At 69.7% G+C, this 16,865-nt stretch carries 13 protein-coding genes; 9 read left to right on the forward strand and 4 right to left on the reverse strand.

Annotated elements, in window-relative coordinates; genetic code table 11:
• Nucleotides 1-122 precede the first annotated feature (122 nt).
• From GLP40_RS16885 to GLP40_RS16925, 9 genes are all read left to right on the forward strand, one after another.
• The gene (locus GLP40_RS16885) at nucleotides 123-716 is read left to right on the forward strand and encodes a TetR/AcrR family transcriptional regulator (RefSeq protein ID WP_154788866.1); all 594 of its coding nucleotides are present in this window, start codon (nucleotides 123-125) and stop codon (nucleotides 714-716) included.
• A 347-nt stretch (nucleotides 717-1,063) separates the two neighbouring features.
• Nucleotides 1,064-1,339 carry a hypothetical protein gene (locus tag GLP40_RS16890; RefSeq protein ID WP_154788867.1) on the forward strand — a complete coding sequence of 92 codons (276 nt, stop codon included), beginning with the start codon at nucleotides 1,064-1,066 and terminating at the stop codon, nucleotides 1,337-1,339.
• Nucleotides 1,336-2,340 carry a phosphotransferase family protein gene (locus tag GLP40_RS16895; RefSeq protein WP_154788868.1) on the forward strand — a complete coding sequence of 335 codons (1,005 nt, stop codon included), beginning with the start codon at nucleotides 1,336-1,338 and terminating at the stop codon, nucleotides 2,338-2,340. The genes GLP40_RS16890 and GLP40_RS16895 overlap by 4 nt, the downstream gene beginning before the upstream one ends.
• Before the next feature lie 5 nt (nucleotides 2,341-2,345).
• Complete coding sequence (locus GLP40_RS16900; RefSeq protein WP_154789045.1) at nucleotides 2,346-3,608, forward strand: acyl-CoA dehydrogenase family protein; 1,263 nt, start codon at nucleotides 2,346-2,348, stop codon at nucleotides 3,606-3,608.
• A gap of 37 nt (nucleotides 3,609-3,645) precedes the next feature.
• Nucleotides 3,646-3,900, forward strand: coding sequence for a hypothetical protein (locus tag GLP40_RS16905; protein WP_154788869.1), 255 nt, complete (start codon nucleotides 3,646-3,648; stop codon nucleotides 3,898-3,900).
• A 179-nt stretch (nucleotides 3,901-4,079) separates the two neighbouring features.
• Nucleotides 4,080-5,633: a TIGR02677 family protein gene (locus tag GLP40_RS16910; protein ID WP_154789046.1), complete on the forward strand. Its 1,554-nt coding sequence runs from the start codon at nucleotides 4,080-4,082 to the stop codon at nucleotides 5,631-5,633.
• Nucleotides 5,633-7,057 (forward strand): TIGR02678 family protein, encoded by a 1,425-nt coding sequence (locus GLP40_RS16915; RefSeq protein ID WP_154788870.1) that lies wholly within the window; start codon nucleotides 5,633-5,635, stop codon nucleotides 7,055-7,057. Before GLP40_RS16910 ends, GLP40_RS16915 begins: the two co-directional genes overlap by 1 nt.
• Nucleotides 7,057-11,598: an SbcC/MukB-like Walker B domain-containing protein gene (locus GLP40_RS16920; protein WP_154788871.1), complete on the forward strand. Its 4,542-nt coding sequence runs from the start codon at nucleotides 7,057-7,059 to the stop codon at nucleotides 11,596-11,598. The genes GLP40_RS16915 and GLP40_RS16920 overlap by 1 nt, the downstream gene beginning before the upstream one ends.
• Before the next feature lie 319 nt (nucleotides 11,599-11,917).
• Nucleotides 11,918-13,108: a hypothetical protein gene (locus tag GLP40_RS16925; protein WP_154788872.1), complete on the forward strand. Its 1,191-nt coding sequence runs from the start codon at nucleotides 11,918-11,920 to the stop codon at nucleotides 13,106-13,108.
• 272 nt (nucleotides 13,109-13,380) lie between these two features.
• Here GLP40_RS16925 and GLP40_RS16930 read toward each other — a convergent pair whose 3' ends face one another.
• The 4 genes from GLP40_RS16930 to GLP40_RS16950 all read right to left on the reverse strand — a co-directional run bounded on the left by GLP40_RS16930 (nucleotide 13,381) and on the right by GLP40_RS16950 (nucleotide 16,864).
• The gene (locus GLP40_RS16930; RefSeq protein WP_154788873.1) at nucleotides 13,381-13,653 is read right to left on the reverse strand and encodes a hypothetical protein; all 273 of its coding nucleotides are present in this window, start codon (nucleotides 13,651-13,653) and stop codon (nucleotides 13,381-13,383) included.
• Nucleotides 13,654-13,860: 207 nt separating this feature from the next.
• Complete coding sequence (locus GLP40_RS16935; protein WP_154788874.1) at nucleotides 13,861-15,258, reverse strand: metallophosphoesterase; 1,398 nt, start codon at nucleotides 15,256-15,258, stop codon at nucleotides 13,861-13,863.
• A 482-nt stretch (nucleotides 15,259-15,740) separates the two neighbouring features.
• Nucleotides 15,741-16,322: a M15 family metallopeptidase gene (locus GLP40_RS16945; protein WP_154788875.1), complete on the reverse strand. Its 582-nt coding sequence runs from the start codon at nucleotides 16,320-16,322 to the stop codon at nucleotides 15,741-15,743.
• A gap of 29 nt (nucleotides 16,323-16,351) precedes the next feature.
• Nucleotides 16,352-16,864: a M15 family metallopeptidase gene (locus GLP40_RS16950; RefSeq protein ID WP_154788876.1), complete on the reverse strand. Its 513-nt coding sequence runs from the start codon at nucleotides 16,862-16,864 to the stop codon at nucleotides 16,352-16,354.
• Nucleotide 16,865: the final 1 nt, after the last annotated feature.

A 16,865-nucleotide genomic window follows, 5' to 3' on the forward strand; every position in this document is an offset into this window, starting at 1 on the left:
GCGACAATACCCACTATTGCAGTACTACTGCAATATAATCAGTGGGTGACACCGCCGTATCGCCCGAGAACCCCCCGGACCTGCGTGCGCGGGCTCCGGCCAGATGTGATCGGATTCTCGGTATGAGCGAGGGAAAGGGCGACGGCCCACGGCGGCGGCGCAACCCGGAACAGACCCGCAAGGCGATCATCGAGGGTTTGCTGTCGGCGGTCCACGACGGGGAGTTCGACCCCACCACCCGCAGCATCGCCGAGCGCGCCGGCGTCTCCGAACGCAGCATCTTCGTGCATTTCCCGACCCGGACCGCGCTGATCACGGCCGCGGTGGACCAGCAATCCGAGCAGGTGGAGGCGCTCATCGCCGATGTCGACCCGGAACTGCCGCTGGACCAGCGCATCGACGCGGTGGTGCGGCAGGGCGAGGCCATCTTCGCGTTGCAGCGCGAGCCGCGCGTTCTCGGCCTCATCGAATCGCTGCGCACCCCGGCCGTCGACACCCGCATGCGGTTGACCGACAAGCGGATTCGCGCCGCCCTGGCCCGCGTCTTCGCGCCCGAACTGGACCGCAACGAGGGCGAGCAGTTGCTCGATCTCATCGACGCCACCATCGGCTGGCCCTACCGCCATCACCTGATGGACCGGCGCGGACTGTCCAAGCGCGCCGCCTCCGAGGCCGTCCGCCGCGCGCTGACCGCCATGCTCAGCCGGCAGCGCTGAGCGCGCCGCCGTACGGCGCAGACCGGCGTGAGGATTCCTCTCATGAAACGGGCCGGGCGGCGCTGAACGAGCCGTGCCTGATCACCGCGCAATGGAATCACGGCGGCCCACCCGCTTTCGGCGCTCGCCCATCTCCTGAATCTCGGCAAGTCTCGAGCTGATCGACTTCCCCTCGCTTGGCACGCCGGTGCCACTGGGCGTAGGCAACACCTATTCGGCGGGTCGGCAGTGAGACCGGCCCGACCCCATCGGCCATCAACTGCGGGCATTTGCCCGCAATTGATGGCCGCCGTCCCGTACCATCCCGGTTTACCTGCCGAACAACAGACTTCATGCCGGAGGCACCCATGCAGTATCAGCCCACGGCACCGGAGTTGCTGACGGCGCTCGCGGAGCTCCTGGAGACAACCCTCCTCCCCGCTTTACCTCCCGAGCTGCGGCATCAGGCCCGCGTCGGGGCTCATCTGGCACGGATGCTGGAACGGGAACTCACACTCGAAACGCCGCCCCCGCACGTGCCCGACCCGTCCGACGACGAGGTGCTGTGGGCGGCCCTGGTCCCGATCGTCCGCGCCGACCTGGCCATCGCCAAACCCGGCTACGACGTCTGGGAGAAAGAATGACCGGCGATCTCGCGGCCGGCCTCGCCCGATTTCTGTCCGAGGACATCGGCCGGACGGTGATGATCTCGGACATCCAGCCGCTCTCGGCGGGCGCGCGGCGACGCAATATCGCCTTCGACGCCGATCTGGGCGGCTGCGTGTTGCGCCTGGTCGCCACCTTGGTGCCGGGCAGCATTCAACTGCTCCCGGTCGACGTCGAGGCGGGCGTGCGCGAACTCGCTCGCGAACACGGGGTCCCGGTCCCCCACGTGCTGGCGGTGTGCACCGACACCGGATACGTCGAGGAACCGTTCATGCTGTCCGAGCGTCTCGACGGCGAGACCGTGCCACGTCGAGTCCTGCGTCTGGTACAGGAAACCGGCATCGGCGACCTCGTCGGCGAGCAATTGGGTCGCGCCATGGCCTTATTGCACGCGATCGATCCCGAGAAAGGCTCCCCCGACCTGCCCGGCAGCGCCGAGGACGATCCCGCCGAATCGTTTCTGCGAGAGGCCGAATCAACGGTCGCGCACTTCCTCCCCGACCGCCCCGTCTTCGCCCTGGCCCTGCGCTGGCTGACGCGCCACCTCCCCGCGCCGCCGGACCGACTCACCTTGATCCACACCGATATTCGCAATGGCAACCTCATAGTCGGCCCCGACGGCATCGAGGCGATCCTGGATTGGGAAGGCACCCAACGCTTCGGGGACCCCATGCGCGACGCCGCCTGGCCTGCCCTGCGCATGTGGCGCTTCGGCGTCGACGACCGCGAATTCGGAGGCTTCACCGACCGCGCCACCTTCGTCCGCGGATACACCGCTGCCGGAGGCGATTTCGACGAGGACCGCTTCCGCTGGTGGAAGGTGGCCTGCACCCTCGCCTGGGGCACCATGCTGGCCGCGCAGGCGGCCGCGTTCCTGGACGGCACCGTACCCAGCATCGTCATGGCCGCCAGCGGGCGGCGTATACCCGAGATCGAATGGGATCTGCTCATGCAGATCCGCCCGACTGGATCGAGATGACCGCCATGGATTTCGAGCTACCCGACCATCTGCGGAAGTACCTGGCCGAACTGGACGAGTTCATCGAACGCGAAATCGTCCCCTTGGAACAGAGCGATGACAATATCCGCTTCTTCGACCACCGCCGCGAGGACGCCCGCACCGACTGGCACCGCGACGGCCTCCCGAACGCCGACTGGGAAGACCTGCTGACCGAGGCCCGCCGCCGCTCCGACGCCGCAGGCCACCTCCGCTACGCGTATCCGGCCGAGTACGGCGGCCGCGACGGCTCCAATTTGGACATGGCCGTCATCCGGGAACATCTGGCCCGCCGCGGCCTCGGCCTGCACTGCGACCTGCAAACCGAGCACGCCATCGTCGCCAACAATGTCGGTCTGCTGCTCATGCACGAATATGGTTCGCCCGCACAGAAATCAGAGTGGATCACCGACCTGGCCACCGGCGAGAAGTTCTTCGGCTTCGGCATCACCGAACCCGACCACGGCTCCGACGCCACCTTCATGGAAACCACGGCCATCCGCGACGGCGATTCGTGGATCATCAACGGCGAGAAGACCTTCAATACCGGCATGCACCGCGCCGACGCCGACCTGATCTTCGCCCGAACTTCGGGCAGCCCCGGAGATGGCGCGGGAATCACCGCCTTCCTGGTCCCGGTCGGCACGCCCGGCTTCCGGATCGCCGAGTTCCTGTGGACGTTCAATATGCCCACCGACCACGCCCATGTCGTCCTCGAGGATGTGCGGGTGCCCGCCGCGGCGATATTCGGCGACGAGGGGCGCGGGCTGGCGGTCGTCCAGCACTTCTTCAACGAGAATCGGCTCCGGCAGGCAGCGTCCAGTCTCGGAGCGGCCCAGTACTGCATCGACCGATCGATCGCATATGCCAAGGAGCGCAAGACCTTCGGGACTGCGCTGGCCGCGAATCAGGCGATCCAGTTTCCGTTGGTGGAGCTGAGCACTCAGTGCGAGATGCTGCGGAGTTTGATCCACAAGACCGCGTGGGCCATGGATCGCTATGGGCCGTTTACGCAGTCGGCCCAGGTGTCCATGTGCAACTACTGGTCCAATCGGCTGTGCTGTGAAGCGGCCGACCGGGCAATGCAGATCCACGGTGGACTCGGCTACTCGCGACACACGCCGTTCGAGCACATCTATCGACATCACCGGCGATATCGGATCACCGAGGGCAGCGAGGAGATTCAGATGCGGCGGGTGGCCGGGTACCTGTTCGGTTTCATGCGACAGGCTGCGCCCAAAGGGCTGTGAAAACAACGACGAGGCGAGGAATTCACATCGACAGGCGGTGTACATCGGCGACAGCAACCGCCGCAGCTCGATCATCGACGCCACCGCGCCCGGCGCCTGCGTTCAGGACAACCTGTTCCTCGCGGCCGGCGCTCCCGTGACCGCCAAGGGTGGCGCTCCGATCGCGGACATCGGTGTCGCGCGGGCGCTGTCCAACTCGGCCTCGCCGCGGCCGGCGATGGACGCGCCGATGGCGATGTCGGCTCCGAGCGGGAAGTTCGCGCAGGCAGGTGTGGCCGCGCTCGGTAGCTGAGCAGCAGCCGTGAGTCCCGGAATCGGCCACCGGGGGCCGGATCGGGCGCGCCGACACTCGACACCATTCCGAACCGGTCGGCAGGGAGTACTACCCTTCTCCCGGTGACCGAGTCAGCTGACGGATTGCTGCCCGACCCGAGGGGGGTCGGGTCCGAGGAGATTCCGCATGCCGACCGGCTGCGCCTGTTCTCCTTCGCCACCGCTGAGAAACGGGCCGATTACCTGTGGGTGTTGCGGGCCTTCGACGCCGCCCGGGCCGCCTACGTGGTGCTGTTGCACGCCTCCGACGTCGCCGACACGCTCGATCGTTGCCCGGGCGCACCCGCGCTGACCGCCACCGAGGTCGGTCCGCTGCTGGAACAGTTGCATCAGTGGGGTGTGCTGGAACGGAGCTACGACGGGACCCGGGCGGCCACGCTGGCCGAGTATCGGAACCGGCATTTCGTCTATCAGTTCTCACAGGCGGGTTATCAGGCATATCGGGCGGTTTCGGATGTGCTGGAGGCGCGGCTCGACGAGGCGGCGCTGTCCCGGCTGGTGTTGCCCGAACTCTTGGCCGATCTGCACGCGCTCGCCGAGGCGAACAAGAGCGGGGACGCGCCACGTGTCTACCGGGTGCTGAACCGGCTGGACCGGGCGCTGTCCGACCTCGCCGAGCGGGCGGCGCACTTCTATCTCACACTCGGCGATCTGGTGCGGACCACCGAGGCCACGCCAGAGGCATTTCTCGCGCACAAGGACGCGCTGCTGGCGCACATGCGCGAATTCTCCATGGACCTGGCCCGTTTCGCGCCGCGACTGGCCACGGCCATTCGAGAGGTCGAGGCGACCGGAGTCGAGGATCTCATCGAGCGCGCGACCCGCTGCGACGAGCGCGTGCTGCTGAACACCGTTGAGCGCCAAGCGGATTGGCGGGCACGCTGGCAGGGTCTGCGCGGCTGGTTCATCGGTGACGGCGAGGGCGGGCTCACCGAATGCGAGCGACTGCGCGAGGCCACGATGAGCGCGATCGCGGCCGTGCTGTCGCTGCTGCGGCGCGTGACCGAGACACGCAAGGGCGGCGTCAGCCGGGAATCGGCACTGCGACATCTGGCCGGGTGGTTCACGGCGGCACCGACCGCCGACGCGGCCCACGCCCTCTATGACGCGGTGTTCGGCCTGGGCCGTCCCCGCCATCTGGCCATGCATCACCCCGACGCCGATGTCATTCCCGCCATCCGATCCTGGTGGGACGCACCGCCTTTGGAGATCGCCCGCACGCTCGCCGAGACCGGGCGACCGCCGACGCCGGGTGCGCCCGCGCGGCTGCAACGCAATGACGCCGGGATCCGTCGCCTGCGGCAGACGCAGCTCGACGCCCAACGCGCCCGCGCCGAGGCCGCGCGGTCGCTGGCCGCCGCCGACCTCCACGGCCGAGAACTCGACGAGGGCGAGACAGAGGTGCTGCTCAAATTGCTCGACGCCGCGTCCACCGCCTGGGTGCCGGTCAGCGGAAGGGTGCCGGGGACCTCCGGCTCCGACAGCGGTGTGACGCTCACCGTGTCCGAACACGACGGCTCCACGCTGGTCCGCACGTCCAAAGGCGTGCTGCACCTCAACAACCGACGCCTCGAGGTTCGCGAGACCGCCCCTCTCCGCGGCCGTCGATCGCCTGCCGCGCAGCAGAATCGCGCCGACGAGTCGACAACAGCGGCCCGACCCTCCGATGACATCGGCGAGGAGGTCGGCTGATGCATGCGCGAACCATCGATTCACTGACCCGGGACAGTTACCAGCGCGCGGCGCGAGTCATCCTCGCCAATCACCTCGTGACCCGCACCTACCCGGATCGCATCGCGCTGCCGCTGCTTCGACGGTGGGCGACGGAACTGCGCGAGGATCTCGCGGAGCTGTTCGGGTATCGGCTCGAAGTCACCGAGACCACGGCGCGGCTGTTCCCGGTGCTGGACCAGCTCGATGCGGGGCGACCCGCGCGAACCACCGGCGACCGGGTCTTCGACCGCCGCCGCTACGCCTATCTCGCGCTGGCGCTGGCGGCGCTGGGACGGGCCGGGGATCAGATCACCTTGTCGGAGTTGGCCGATCAGGTGGCCGCGTACACCGAGCGGGTGGACGGGCTCGAGCTCGCGCCCGACCGAGCCGCGGACCGCGATGCCTTCGTGGACGCGGTCGGCTGGCTGGCGGCCCGCGGCGCGGTCACCCTGGCCGACGGTGACGCTGGAGGCTGGGCGAGCGATCCCGAGGACGGTGAGGCGCTCTACGACATCGACCGGTCGGTGGTGTTCGCGCTGTTCCGGCCGCCGCGCGCGCTCCAGCACCTCCAGAGCGTCACCGGCCTGCTGGGCGAAGAGGCAGGCGGATCCGATACCCGCTCCCCCGCAATGGCTCTGGCGGCCCGGAAGGTGCGGCGCGCGCTGGTCGAGCGGCCGGTCGTCTACGCCGACGACCTCGACGAGCCGGAGCGGTCGCTCCTGGCGCAGGAGAAGCTCGTCACCGAGGTCGAGTGCCTCACCGGCCTGCGGGCCGAGCGGCGCGCGGAGGGCGTCGCCCTGATCGACAGTTCCGGGCGCTTGTCGGATGTGCGCTTCCCCGGCACGGGCACCCTGGCACAGGTCGCGCTGCTGCTGGCGGGTGAAATCGCCGATCTCGTCCTGGATATCGACAATCCGATCGACCGCAGACCTCGGCCCGAGCGACCGCTCACGGATCTGGTGGAGCAGCTCGACACCGCTATTCCGGCGACGACCGTATTCGCTCCGCTGGCCGATCCGGCGGAAATCCTCGGGCCGCACGAGGATTCGGACGAGCAGGCCGCGGAGTCCGGGATCCCGGACTTCCCGTTCATCGAATCCTGCTGGATCGGCGACACCGTCGAGATGCTCACCGGCCGCTACGGCAATACCTTCGCCGCCCAGTGGCAGGCCGACGTTCCGGGCTTGACCGCCGAGGTCGTGTCCCTGCTGGAGCGCCTACGGCTCGTCGAGCTGGTGGACGGCGGGCTGCTCGTCCTGCCCGCACTGGCCCGCTATCGGGGCGCCATCGTCACCATTCGCACGCGCGCGGAAACCGAATTGTTCATCTCCCCCACGCAACTCGGCGCGGACGACGCGGCAGAGCCCGCGGACAGCTCGACACAGAAGGGATCCGGGAACTGATGGCCGACCACATTCACGGTGGAGTGCGCTTCGTCCCCACCCGGGCGGGCATCATCAACCTCTGGGACTACCGCGACCAGGAGTTCTGCTTCGCGGACGGGCGCCTGGTGCTGCGCGGGCCCAACGGCTCGGGCAAGACCAAGGCCCTCGAGGTGCTGTTCCCGTTCGTCCTCGACGGGCGGATCGAGCCGCGGCGACTCAACCCGTTCGCGGGTGAGGAACGCACCATGAAGTCGAACCTGCTGTACCGCAAGCAGGAATCGGCCTACTCGTATGTGTGGATGGAGTTCGCACGCGGCAGCTGGGCCGAACCGGAGACGGTCACCATCGGCATCGGCATGCGCGCCACCCGCTCCAACGACAAGGTGACGCGCTGGTATTTCGTCGCCGACGGCCGTGTGGGCGTGGACTTCTCGCTGCTGGGCCCCGACGACCGGCCGCTGACCCGCAAGCAGCTGGCCGAGCAGATCGGCTCCGACGCCATCGTGGACCGGCCCGTGGAATACCGGGCGGCCATCGACGCCCGCATGTTCGGGCTCGGGCAACAGCGCTACGACCAGCTCATCAATCTGATTCTGACGCTGCGCCGCCCGCAGCTGGCCAAGAACCTGGATCCGCGCGGGCTCTCGCAGGCGCTCACCGACGGCCTGCGGCCGCTGGACGAGCAGCTGATCCTGGATGCCGCGCGCTCCTTCAGCGATATGGAGGAGGTCGGCCGCACCCTCGAGGGCCTGGTCCAGGCCGACACCGCGACCCGCGACTTCGTCAACGTCTACCGCAAATACCTTGCCGTGCAAGCGAAGACGGATATCGACCAGGTGCGCGTGCGCCTCGACGCGGTCACCCACTCCAGCACCGCCCTGCACGCGGCCGCCGCCCTGCGCAGGCGCCGCGACGCCGAGCGCGCCGCCGCCGAGACCCGCGCCGAGGACGCCGACCGCGCCTACGAGCAGGCTCTCGCCGACCGCGAAACCCTCCAGCGCTCCAGCGCCTACGAGGGCAAGCAGCAGCTCGACGACCTCGCCGACGCGGTCCGCCGCCTGGAGACCTCCGCCGCCGTCCACACCGACAAGGCCCTCAAGTCCCGCCAGACCGTCGACCAGCGCCTCGAAGAAGCCGAACGCGCCCAGGCCGCCGTCGTCAACGCCGCCTCCGCCCTCGCCCGCGGCGAGGACGAACTCCGTTCCGCCGCCGAAGAAGCCGGCATCGCCTGGACCTCCCTCCCCGAATCCGCTCGCGCCGACCATCTCACCGCCACGGTCCGCTCCCACGCGGAGGAACGCGATGCCGATGTCCGTGCCGTCCGCCGCGCCCTGACCCTGGTCGACCAGGCCGTCACCGAACGCTCCCGCGCCGAACGCGCCGCCCAGCGCGCCATCGAACTCCGCGATTCGGCCGCCGCGGAACTTGCTGAAGCGGAAGCCGCAGTGGCCCTGGCCCGCTCGGACACCGCCGCTTCTCTCCGCGACTGGTGGGACACCCATCGGCAGGTTTACACACCCATCCGCACCGGCCTGTTCGAGGCGCTGAACGACGCCCTCGGCCGGGTGGGAACCGAGCACGCCCCCCACCCGCGTCGCGGCGACGACAAGTCCGCGAAGGCGCGCACCGGCGGCGATGCGAAGGGGCCGGACGCGACCGGCGCGGTGAGCGGAAAGCGTTCGGCCGCAACCGGACCGGATGGCGGCGGCCAACTCCGCAGTGCCGTCCCGGCAGGTCAACGGTCCACGAACGCCGTCGAGGATGGGTCCGTCCCGGCCACGCCCTCCGAAGTGCTCGCCGAACGCGCCGAGCCGCTGACCGAGGAGATCCGAGCGCGCCGTCAGGAGGCTCGCGCGCGCGTGGTTCAGGCCGAGGCGCGAGCCGATGAGCTGCGGGCCGAACGGGAGCAGGTCGCGGCCGAACGGGATGACGCGCCACCGCCTTTCGCGGCGCGCACCGACGCGCGGCCGCCTCGATCCGGCGCTCCGCTATGGCGATTGGTTCGATTTGCCGACGATGTCGGGGCGAGGGAGGCCGCCGGGATCGAGGCGGCATTACAGGCCGCGAACCTCCTCGACGCGTGGGTGAGCGCGGATGCCGAACTGCCGGAGCATACTTCGGACCAATTCCTGGTCCCACTACCGATCGCGGAGCGGCCGACGGGGCCGACGCTCGCGTCCGTGCTCGACGTCGAGGAGGACACCGACGCGCTGACGGTGCCGCGCCGGACCGTGGCCGATGTACTCGCTTCCATCGCACTGCACCGAGCCGCTCCATCGGCCGCCGAGGCGGACTCCGCCGCGGCAGGAATCGGGCAAGGCGCCCGGCGGCGCGCCCGCGCCGAAGGCGAGTCCGCAGCCGACACCGGCGCGCGTAGTGCGCCGAATGCCGGGGCTTCCGGCGCGGACGCACAGCCGGTCGCCGTCGGTGGCGGCGTGACGATCGCCACCGATGGCCGGTATCGGCAGGGCGTGCAGGTCGGTCGTCATCTCAAGGCCGACGCCGAGTTCATCGGCGCCACCGCTCGCGCGCGGCGTCGCGAGTTGCGGCTGGCTGAATTGGCCGCTGCGATCCGCAAGGCCGAGAGTGAGGCCGAGACAGCCAGGACCGAGGAACAGGCCGCTACCGAGGAACTGGGGCGAATCTCGGCTGCCGCCAAGGCGCTTCCCCGCACCACCGCGGTGACCGCCGCGCTGCGGAGCGTGGCCGAGGCGGCGGGCATGCTGCGATCTCGGGCCGAGGCCGCCTCGCAGGCCGAGCGCGATCTGGATCAAGCCGTGGCGGAATACACCAACGCGGACAAGAAGGTTCGGGCCATCGCGGCCGATCATCGAGCGCCCCGGGATCCGGCCGAACTGGATGCGTTGGCGGCCGCTGTACGGCATTTCGAGAATGTGGGGACGGCGCTGCTGCGGTTGCGCGGCGATCATCAGCGCGAGCACGAACGGGCCCGCGAAGCCGGGGACCGCCTCGAAGAGTCCAAGGGTCTGGCCGAGGCGTTCGCGGAGGAGGCAGAGGCCGCGCGGACCGGATACGAGGAGCAGCTGCGCAAGCTCGAGACGCTGCGCGAGGCGCTCGGCGCCGGTGCCGCGGATATCGATCGCGAGCTGGAAGCGGCCCGCGAGAAGATCGATGCGGCGCGCGCCGAGCAGAAGGCGGCCCGCAAGGCGGCCGCGGAGGCCATCGAGGCCGTCGGTACCGCTGAGGGCGCGCATCGCGCCGCGCACGACGCCCTCGGCACCGCGCTGACCGAATTGCTGGCCGACGTACGCCATTTGGCCCCCTACGCGCGCCCGGACCTGCTGAGCCTGCTGGGAGCGCCCGCCGACGGCCGCTGGCCCAGCAGCGACGCCGCCTGGTCGACGCCGGAGCAGCTGCTGTACCGGATCGAGAACGCCGATCCGGAGCAGCAGCCCACCGTACTGCCCGACGAGGTGTCGGCCCTGTTCGAGAACCTCGCCGCCGCAACCGGTTCGGTGCGCGCGGGCGAGGCGGCCCGCAAGTCGACCCGCAGCGCGGTCACCGCCGCACTGCAGGAGTTCGACGCCGCCCTGACCGCCGCCCGCCAGGACTACCGCCTGCACTGGGATGCCGCCGACGGCCTCACCGTGGTGCAGGTGCACGATGACCACGGCCTGTCCGCGCTCGCCGATTTCGCCCAGCGCATCGGTGCTGCCCGCCGCGATCAGGAGCTGCTGCTCACCGACGCCGAACGCCGCATCCTCGAGGACGCGCTGCTCACAGGTCTGGCCCAGCAGATCCACGAACGCACCTCCGACGCGCGCGATCTCATCTCCCGCATGGGCGCCGAGATGAAGCAGCGTCGCATGTCCTCCGGCAACACCATCGGCGTGCACTGGGTCCTGGCCGACCACCTCCCCGAGTCGGCGCGTGCGGTCTGCAAGCTCCTCGACCGCGACTCCTCCGATCTCACCCCCGAGGACCTGTCCGCCATCCGCGCCTACTTCGCGGCGGAGATCCGCGGCGCCCGCGCCGCGCACCCGGAGCGCTCGTTCCCCGAAATCCTCGCGGCCACCCTCGACTATCGCACCTGGCGCGTCTTCTCCTTCACCATCGTCACCGCCGACGGCACCGAGGACCGTCTCACCGTCGCCCGCCACAGCGCTCTCTCCGGCGGCGAGCAGTCGGTCTCCCTGCACCTTCCGCTCTTCGCGGCCGCCCACGTCATGCTCGACTCGGCGGACCCCCAGGCGCCCCGCCTGCTGGCCCTCGACGAGGCCTTCGCCGGCGTCGACGACAACGGCCGTAGCGAACTCCTCGGCCTCTCCGTCCAATTCGATCTCGACCTCTTCATGACCGGCTACGACCTCTGGATCACCTACCCCCACGTCCCCGCCTGCGCCCACTACGACCTGGCGCACTCGGCGGCCGAGAACACCGTCAGCGCCACCCTCCTCGTCTGGGACTCCGGCGACCTCCTCGCCGAGCACGACGGCACCGACCTCACCACCGCCCTCGGCTCCCCCAACCGCCGCCGCCTCCCGCACGGCCTCGAGGGCGCCGTGCCGCTCGACGAAGAACTCGAGCTGACGAACTGACATCGGCTCCCGGACAAGCCGTCCAGCGAATCCCGGCACGTCCGCCCGCGAGAGCATGTGCGCAAGATCCCACCGGTCCGATCCGCAATCGGATTGCGCCCGAATCGAGGTCGGCAACCCCGCTGGACGGCTGGTCGGAAGGGGTACCCGTACTGCCCTGACGGACACCTTGTTCCGCGTGTCGCAGCGCGGCACGCCGTAAGGATTGGACCCATGGCAAATGAACAGTTTCGCGGTTGGGCGTGTATCGACTAGAAATGTTCTCCGTGCCTACCGGAATCACCTGTCAGCCATCGGGACTCCCTGGACGGGGGACCAATTGACGATCGAACATCCGCGCGAGGACGAGGTCACCCAGCTGGCGCAGCGGGTCGAGAAGGCCCGGGGACGGCTGGCATACCAATACGATCCCGCTCTCACCGACGCGCTGTCGGAGACCGAGCTCGTCGCCGAACGCGAACTAGCCGAGCGCATCCGCGAGCAGGAGCGAGCGCAACGCTGGAAACAGGCCGAGGCCGCGGCATCCGCGGCCGATCGCGCCCGGCAGACCTCCGAAGAGATTGAGAAGGCCGACATTCGCGACTTGCTGCTGGCCCGCAAGGCGATCGCCGCACAGCGGCGGGAATCGAGTCCGCACGCCAAACTGGCCTCCCTGTACAAACATCGGGCGTGGAGTCAGCGCGCGCTCGCCGGTGTCGTCGCGGCCGGCATGCTCTGGTCCGCGGTCAACGTGCAGCACAATATCGCCCCGGGCGGGGCGAGCGATCCGCTGTACTGGTTCAGCTATCTGCTCGAAGGCATGATCAGCGTCTGCCTCGTGATCATCATGATCGGCACCAACAAGGTCGCCGAATGGGGTGTGATCGACAGCCGCAGGCAGGTCGTGGTGGCCGAGGCGGCATTGCTGGCCCTGACCGTCATGCTCAACACCTACCCGTACCTGAAGAACGGCAGCTGGTACGAGGTGGCCGTACACGCCATCGCGCCGGTGATGATCGGTGTGGCGCTGCTCATCCACAATGCCGCGGCCGGCCGGTACGGCCTGGCCATCGTGCGCGCCACGGACCAGATTCGAGATCTGCCAGACCCGGGCGAGCAACTGCGCCGCTCCATGCCGACCGTCGTGTCCTGGCCCGGCCGCCCTTCTCCCTCGTCGGTGCCGACTCCGACCCCCGCACTTCCCGCGGCTCTCGCTGAGCCCGAGAAGACCGTCGACGCCGAAGCCCAGGTGGTCGAACCCCACCTCGCCAAGGCCGAAACCCAGTCGGACACCGTGAAACCCGCCGACCAGGAGCGCCGCTCCGCCACCGGCAAAGCCCGCAAGACCGAGGAGGGCGACCGTTCTCCCCTGGCCGATCTGGCCGACCCGGTCCCGCCGCTCAATGTCTACGACACCGGCCAGTTCCGGATCGCCGAGACCCTCGAACAGGAACTCGCCGAACTGCAGGCCGCCCGTCGCCGCGCCCGCGCCGCGTCGCGCTCCCGCAACGGCAGCTCCCTCGACGACTGACAATCCAACATTCCGAACCCGAATCGGCCGCCGCTCCAAGAGTTTCGGCCGATCCGCCCGCTGGCACCCCGGTGTCCCGCAGCAGCCAGCGGCACCGGGGTGGCAACGTCGTACGGGCTTCTTCCCGCACCGCCGCAGTCCGTCCGGGATGCGAGACGCTATTCGCTCACGGGCGCGCATCGTGCGCTGCATCGGTTTCCGGGGCGGTATCGCCACAGGTCCGGCAAGTTCGCCGCAGGTCCCGAAAGACGCCGGGCCCGTGCGGAACCGAGTCAGTGGCCGCCCGGCCCAGCGGTTTCGGCGGGCGCCACCACCGCCGACCGCGGCTGGGCCGGCGTGCCCGCGTGCTGGAGGTAGCCGAGCCAGCCGGTGCCGACGAAGACTGCCAGCAGGACGGCGGTGGGTAGGTCGAAGATCAGCCACCCGGTGGCGACGAGGACATCGTGGGCCGGGTCGGCTGGACGGCGGGTCACGCGGACGGGCGGGCGCTGGTGCTGGAGTGTGCCGTGATTCGAACGGTACTGCCTGGCCTGCCTGCCCACCATGCCTCCGTTGTCAGAGAAGTGCCGAACCCAGGATGCCGAACCGCGGCGCGCACCGCGCCGAATGAGCGGACACCGTGATGTCCGGTCGGGCTGCGGTGATTCGCCAGGAGATCCGGCGCGCGCTCGCACCAGGCAGTATGCCGAACAGGACGTACATCGGGGTCGTATTGACCCGACACACCGGCCTGGCAACCGGTGTGTCGCTGATCAACGCGCTGACGGCTCCGCGCGCAGGCCGGAGAAATCGCGCCGGACAACATGATTGCGGTCGACGCAGCTGCCCAGTGCGTGATCCGGGTGCAGTCCCAGATATTGACTGCGGGTTCGCGTGCTCCAGCGGCGCGCCGCCTCCGACCGCGTCTTGTAGAAGTTGACCATGTATCCGCCCTCGTGGACACGCAACAGGGTGTATCCGCCCGGATACTCCTTGACCGCGCCCACCTCGAGGAACTCCACGCCGATCCCGGAATCGGGGCGGCTCAGCCGGTTCCGGTGCGTGTGCCCGCTGTGGTGCAGGAACACCCCGGGCGCGGTCGCGTACAGGGCGTGCAGCGCGGCCGCGTTGAACCGGTCCAGCACGAAGCCGGGCCCACCCGGATTGCTGACCGCCGCGTGCCGGGTCACCGGATGGTGGCCGAAGATCAGTGTCGGCCGGTCAGGTTCGCCGCGCAGCAGTTCGCGCAAGTACGCCAACTGCGGCGGGCTGATGGTGCCGCCCGCCCCACGCGGACGAGTGGTGTCGAGCCCGATCAGCCGTAGGCCGCCCACGAAGTATTCGACGAGCCGCTCCCGGGCGTGGAACACCTCGCCCCAGTGGTCGGTCCCCTCCTGCGAGCGGACATCGTGATTTCCCCTGCACACGAAGTAATCCCGGCCCAAACTGCCCCATTCGTCCAGACTTCCGCGGACTCCGCGCGACTGCTCGGCCGTGCCCGAATCGGTCAGATCACCCGCCACCACCAGGTGGTCCGCAGCGCGATCGGGTAGCCGCAGATCCTCGAGCATGGCGCGCAGCATGAACTCCGGGTACTGGTCGGTATTGTGCCGCAGGCCTTCGAACAGTCCCGCGAACAGACCACTGGCCGGTTCACCATAGTGCAGGTCGTTGGCCAGGGCGATCGTCCGGAGGAGGCGGCCCGGTGGCGGCGTCGCAGTAGTGAAAACACCGGTGGATTCGGGGGTTCCGGACCGCCGCGTGACCAGGGTCCGCGCGGGCACCGCGCGCTGCCCGTCCGAATACGCCTCGAACCGATAGGCCCGCCCCGGTTCCAGATCCCTCACCTCCGCGTAGTGGTACGGCGTCCGCAGCCCCTCGAAGACCCAGGTGCGCGCCTCGCCGCGCCCGTCGGCGGGCGCGATCCGCACCTCGGTGTCGGCGGGCGCCGGCCGCAGCCGCCCGGCCCGGTTCCGGGTCCGGGTCGTCCAGGTGATGACGGCCGAATGATCGGTCACCGTCACGACTTCCAGATCCGACGCCACCACGGTCTCGCGTTGCGCCCGCCGCACCTCGGCGGCGAAGACAGGGCGCGGCGTGCGCACGGCGACGGCCGCCGCCCCGCTCGCCGCATTGGCCAGCCACATGGTCCGAAGTCGCGGTTCCAGCATCACATCTCCGTCCGCCGTGATCCCCCCGGGCGCGACGGTACGGTGACCAGTTGAACCCCCAGGTTCCCGAACATGACCGATCAGCTTCCGATTCCGGACATTCAGATCGTCCCCGGACGGACCGGGCGTCAGAACTGCTTGGCGGGCAGGCACTTTCCGTCCAGGGTGACGACCGCGCGCTCCCCACCCTCCGGATCGACGACCTTCCTCACAACAGGGCATTCAACGTGGCGCCGTAGACTGGCGCATCTCGTGGAAGCGGTAGATGGCCGGTCCCGCTGGGCCCAGCCCGCCCCCTCCCGCCGCACCTCCGCTGCGCAGACCCCCGACGACACCACCGGCTGCTCGATACAGGCCGCCAACGCCGAACGCGCCTTCGTCACCGCCTGGAATCCCCCGGCCACCGCCGACAATCTCCCGACCGGATGGCGGGCGATAGCTGAATCGGCCTCAGCGCGTGCGGAATTCGGGTTCGACGGAGCTCAGCGGTCGCTGGCGTCGGGGAGGCGGGCCGGGCAGGGGGCATCGGGGGCGGTGGCGAGTTCGAAGTGCCACCATTCGTTGTCGTACATGCGGCACAGGCCCCAGTGATTGCCATTGGCTTCCAGCCACGCCGCGCCCTCCTGGGGGCCGACGTCGATGGCTCGGCCGGTGACGTGGGTGGATTCGTTCGGGGGGAGGACCCAGCGGCGGGCGGCGTCGGGACTGCCGTAGGTCTGCAGGCCGTCCTCCCAGAGGGCTTCCTGCTCGGCGGGGGTTCGGTAGCCGGAGGTGATCCACAGGGAGACACCGGCATTGTGGGCCTCATCGGCGGCAGCGCTGTAGGCGGCGGCCAGGTGCGGGTCGAGGCCGTCGGTGCCGGCGGCGATCGCCTTGGCGGTGGGGACGCCCTCACCATTGCGGGTCGAGTCCGAAAGCTGCTGGGCGGCGGCCTGGGCCGCGGACACGACGGCCAGGGAGCCGCCCACCAGGCCGGCGCTGGCCAGGACGGCCACCGCGGCCGCTCTGCGCGTTCCGTGGGGACGCCGCCAAGCGGGCGACGGGTCGGGGCTGACGGTAGGCATGGACTGGCCTCCTGGCTCGAAGTTCTCTGTCACCGGCTGCTGGCGTCGGGCCGGCGAGCGGGGCAGGCGAAGCCGGGCAGGGTCGCCAGCTCGAAGTGCCACCATTCGTTGTCGTACATGCGGCACAAGCCCCAGCGATTGCCCTCGGCCTCGAGCCACGCCGCGCCCTGCTGGGGGCCGACATCGATGGCCTGACCGGTGACGTGGGTGGACTCATCGGGCGGCAGCACCCAGCGGCGCGCGGCGTCCGCACTGCCGTAGGTGCGAATCCCGTCCTCCCACAGGGCTTCCTGCTCGGCGCGGGTGCGATACCCCGACACGATCCACAACGGAACACCCTGGCCCTGCGCTTCGGTCAGCGCGAGATCGTAGGCCAGGGCGAGCCACGGATAGAGGCCGTCGGTCTCGGACGCGACCGCCGTGGCCGAGACAGCGGGAGGGGCAGCCGAAGCGGGCGCCGCGGAAGACTCGGGTGCGGTGATGACGGCGACGGTCGCCATCACCGCCACGGCCGCGCCCACCGCGGCCGTGATCCTGCGCATC

The sequence above is a fragment of the Nocardia aurantiaca genome (genome assembly GCF_009708175.1).
GTDB lineage: Bacteria > Actinomycetota > Actinomycetes > Mycobacteriales > Mycobacteriaceae > Nocardia > Nocardia aurantiaca.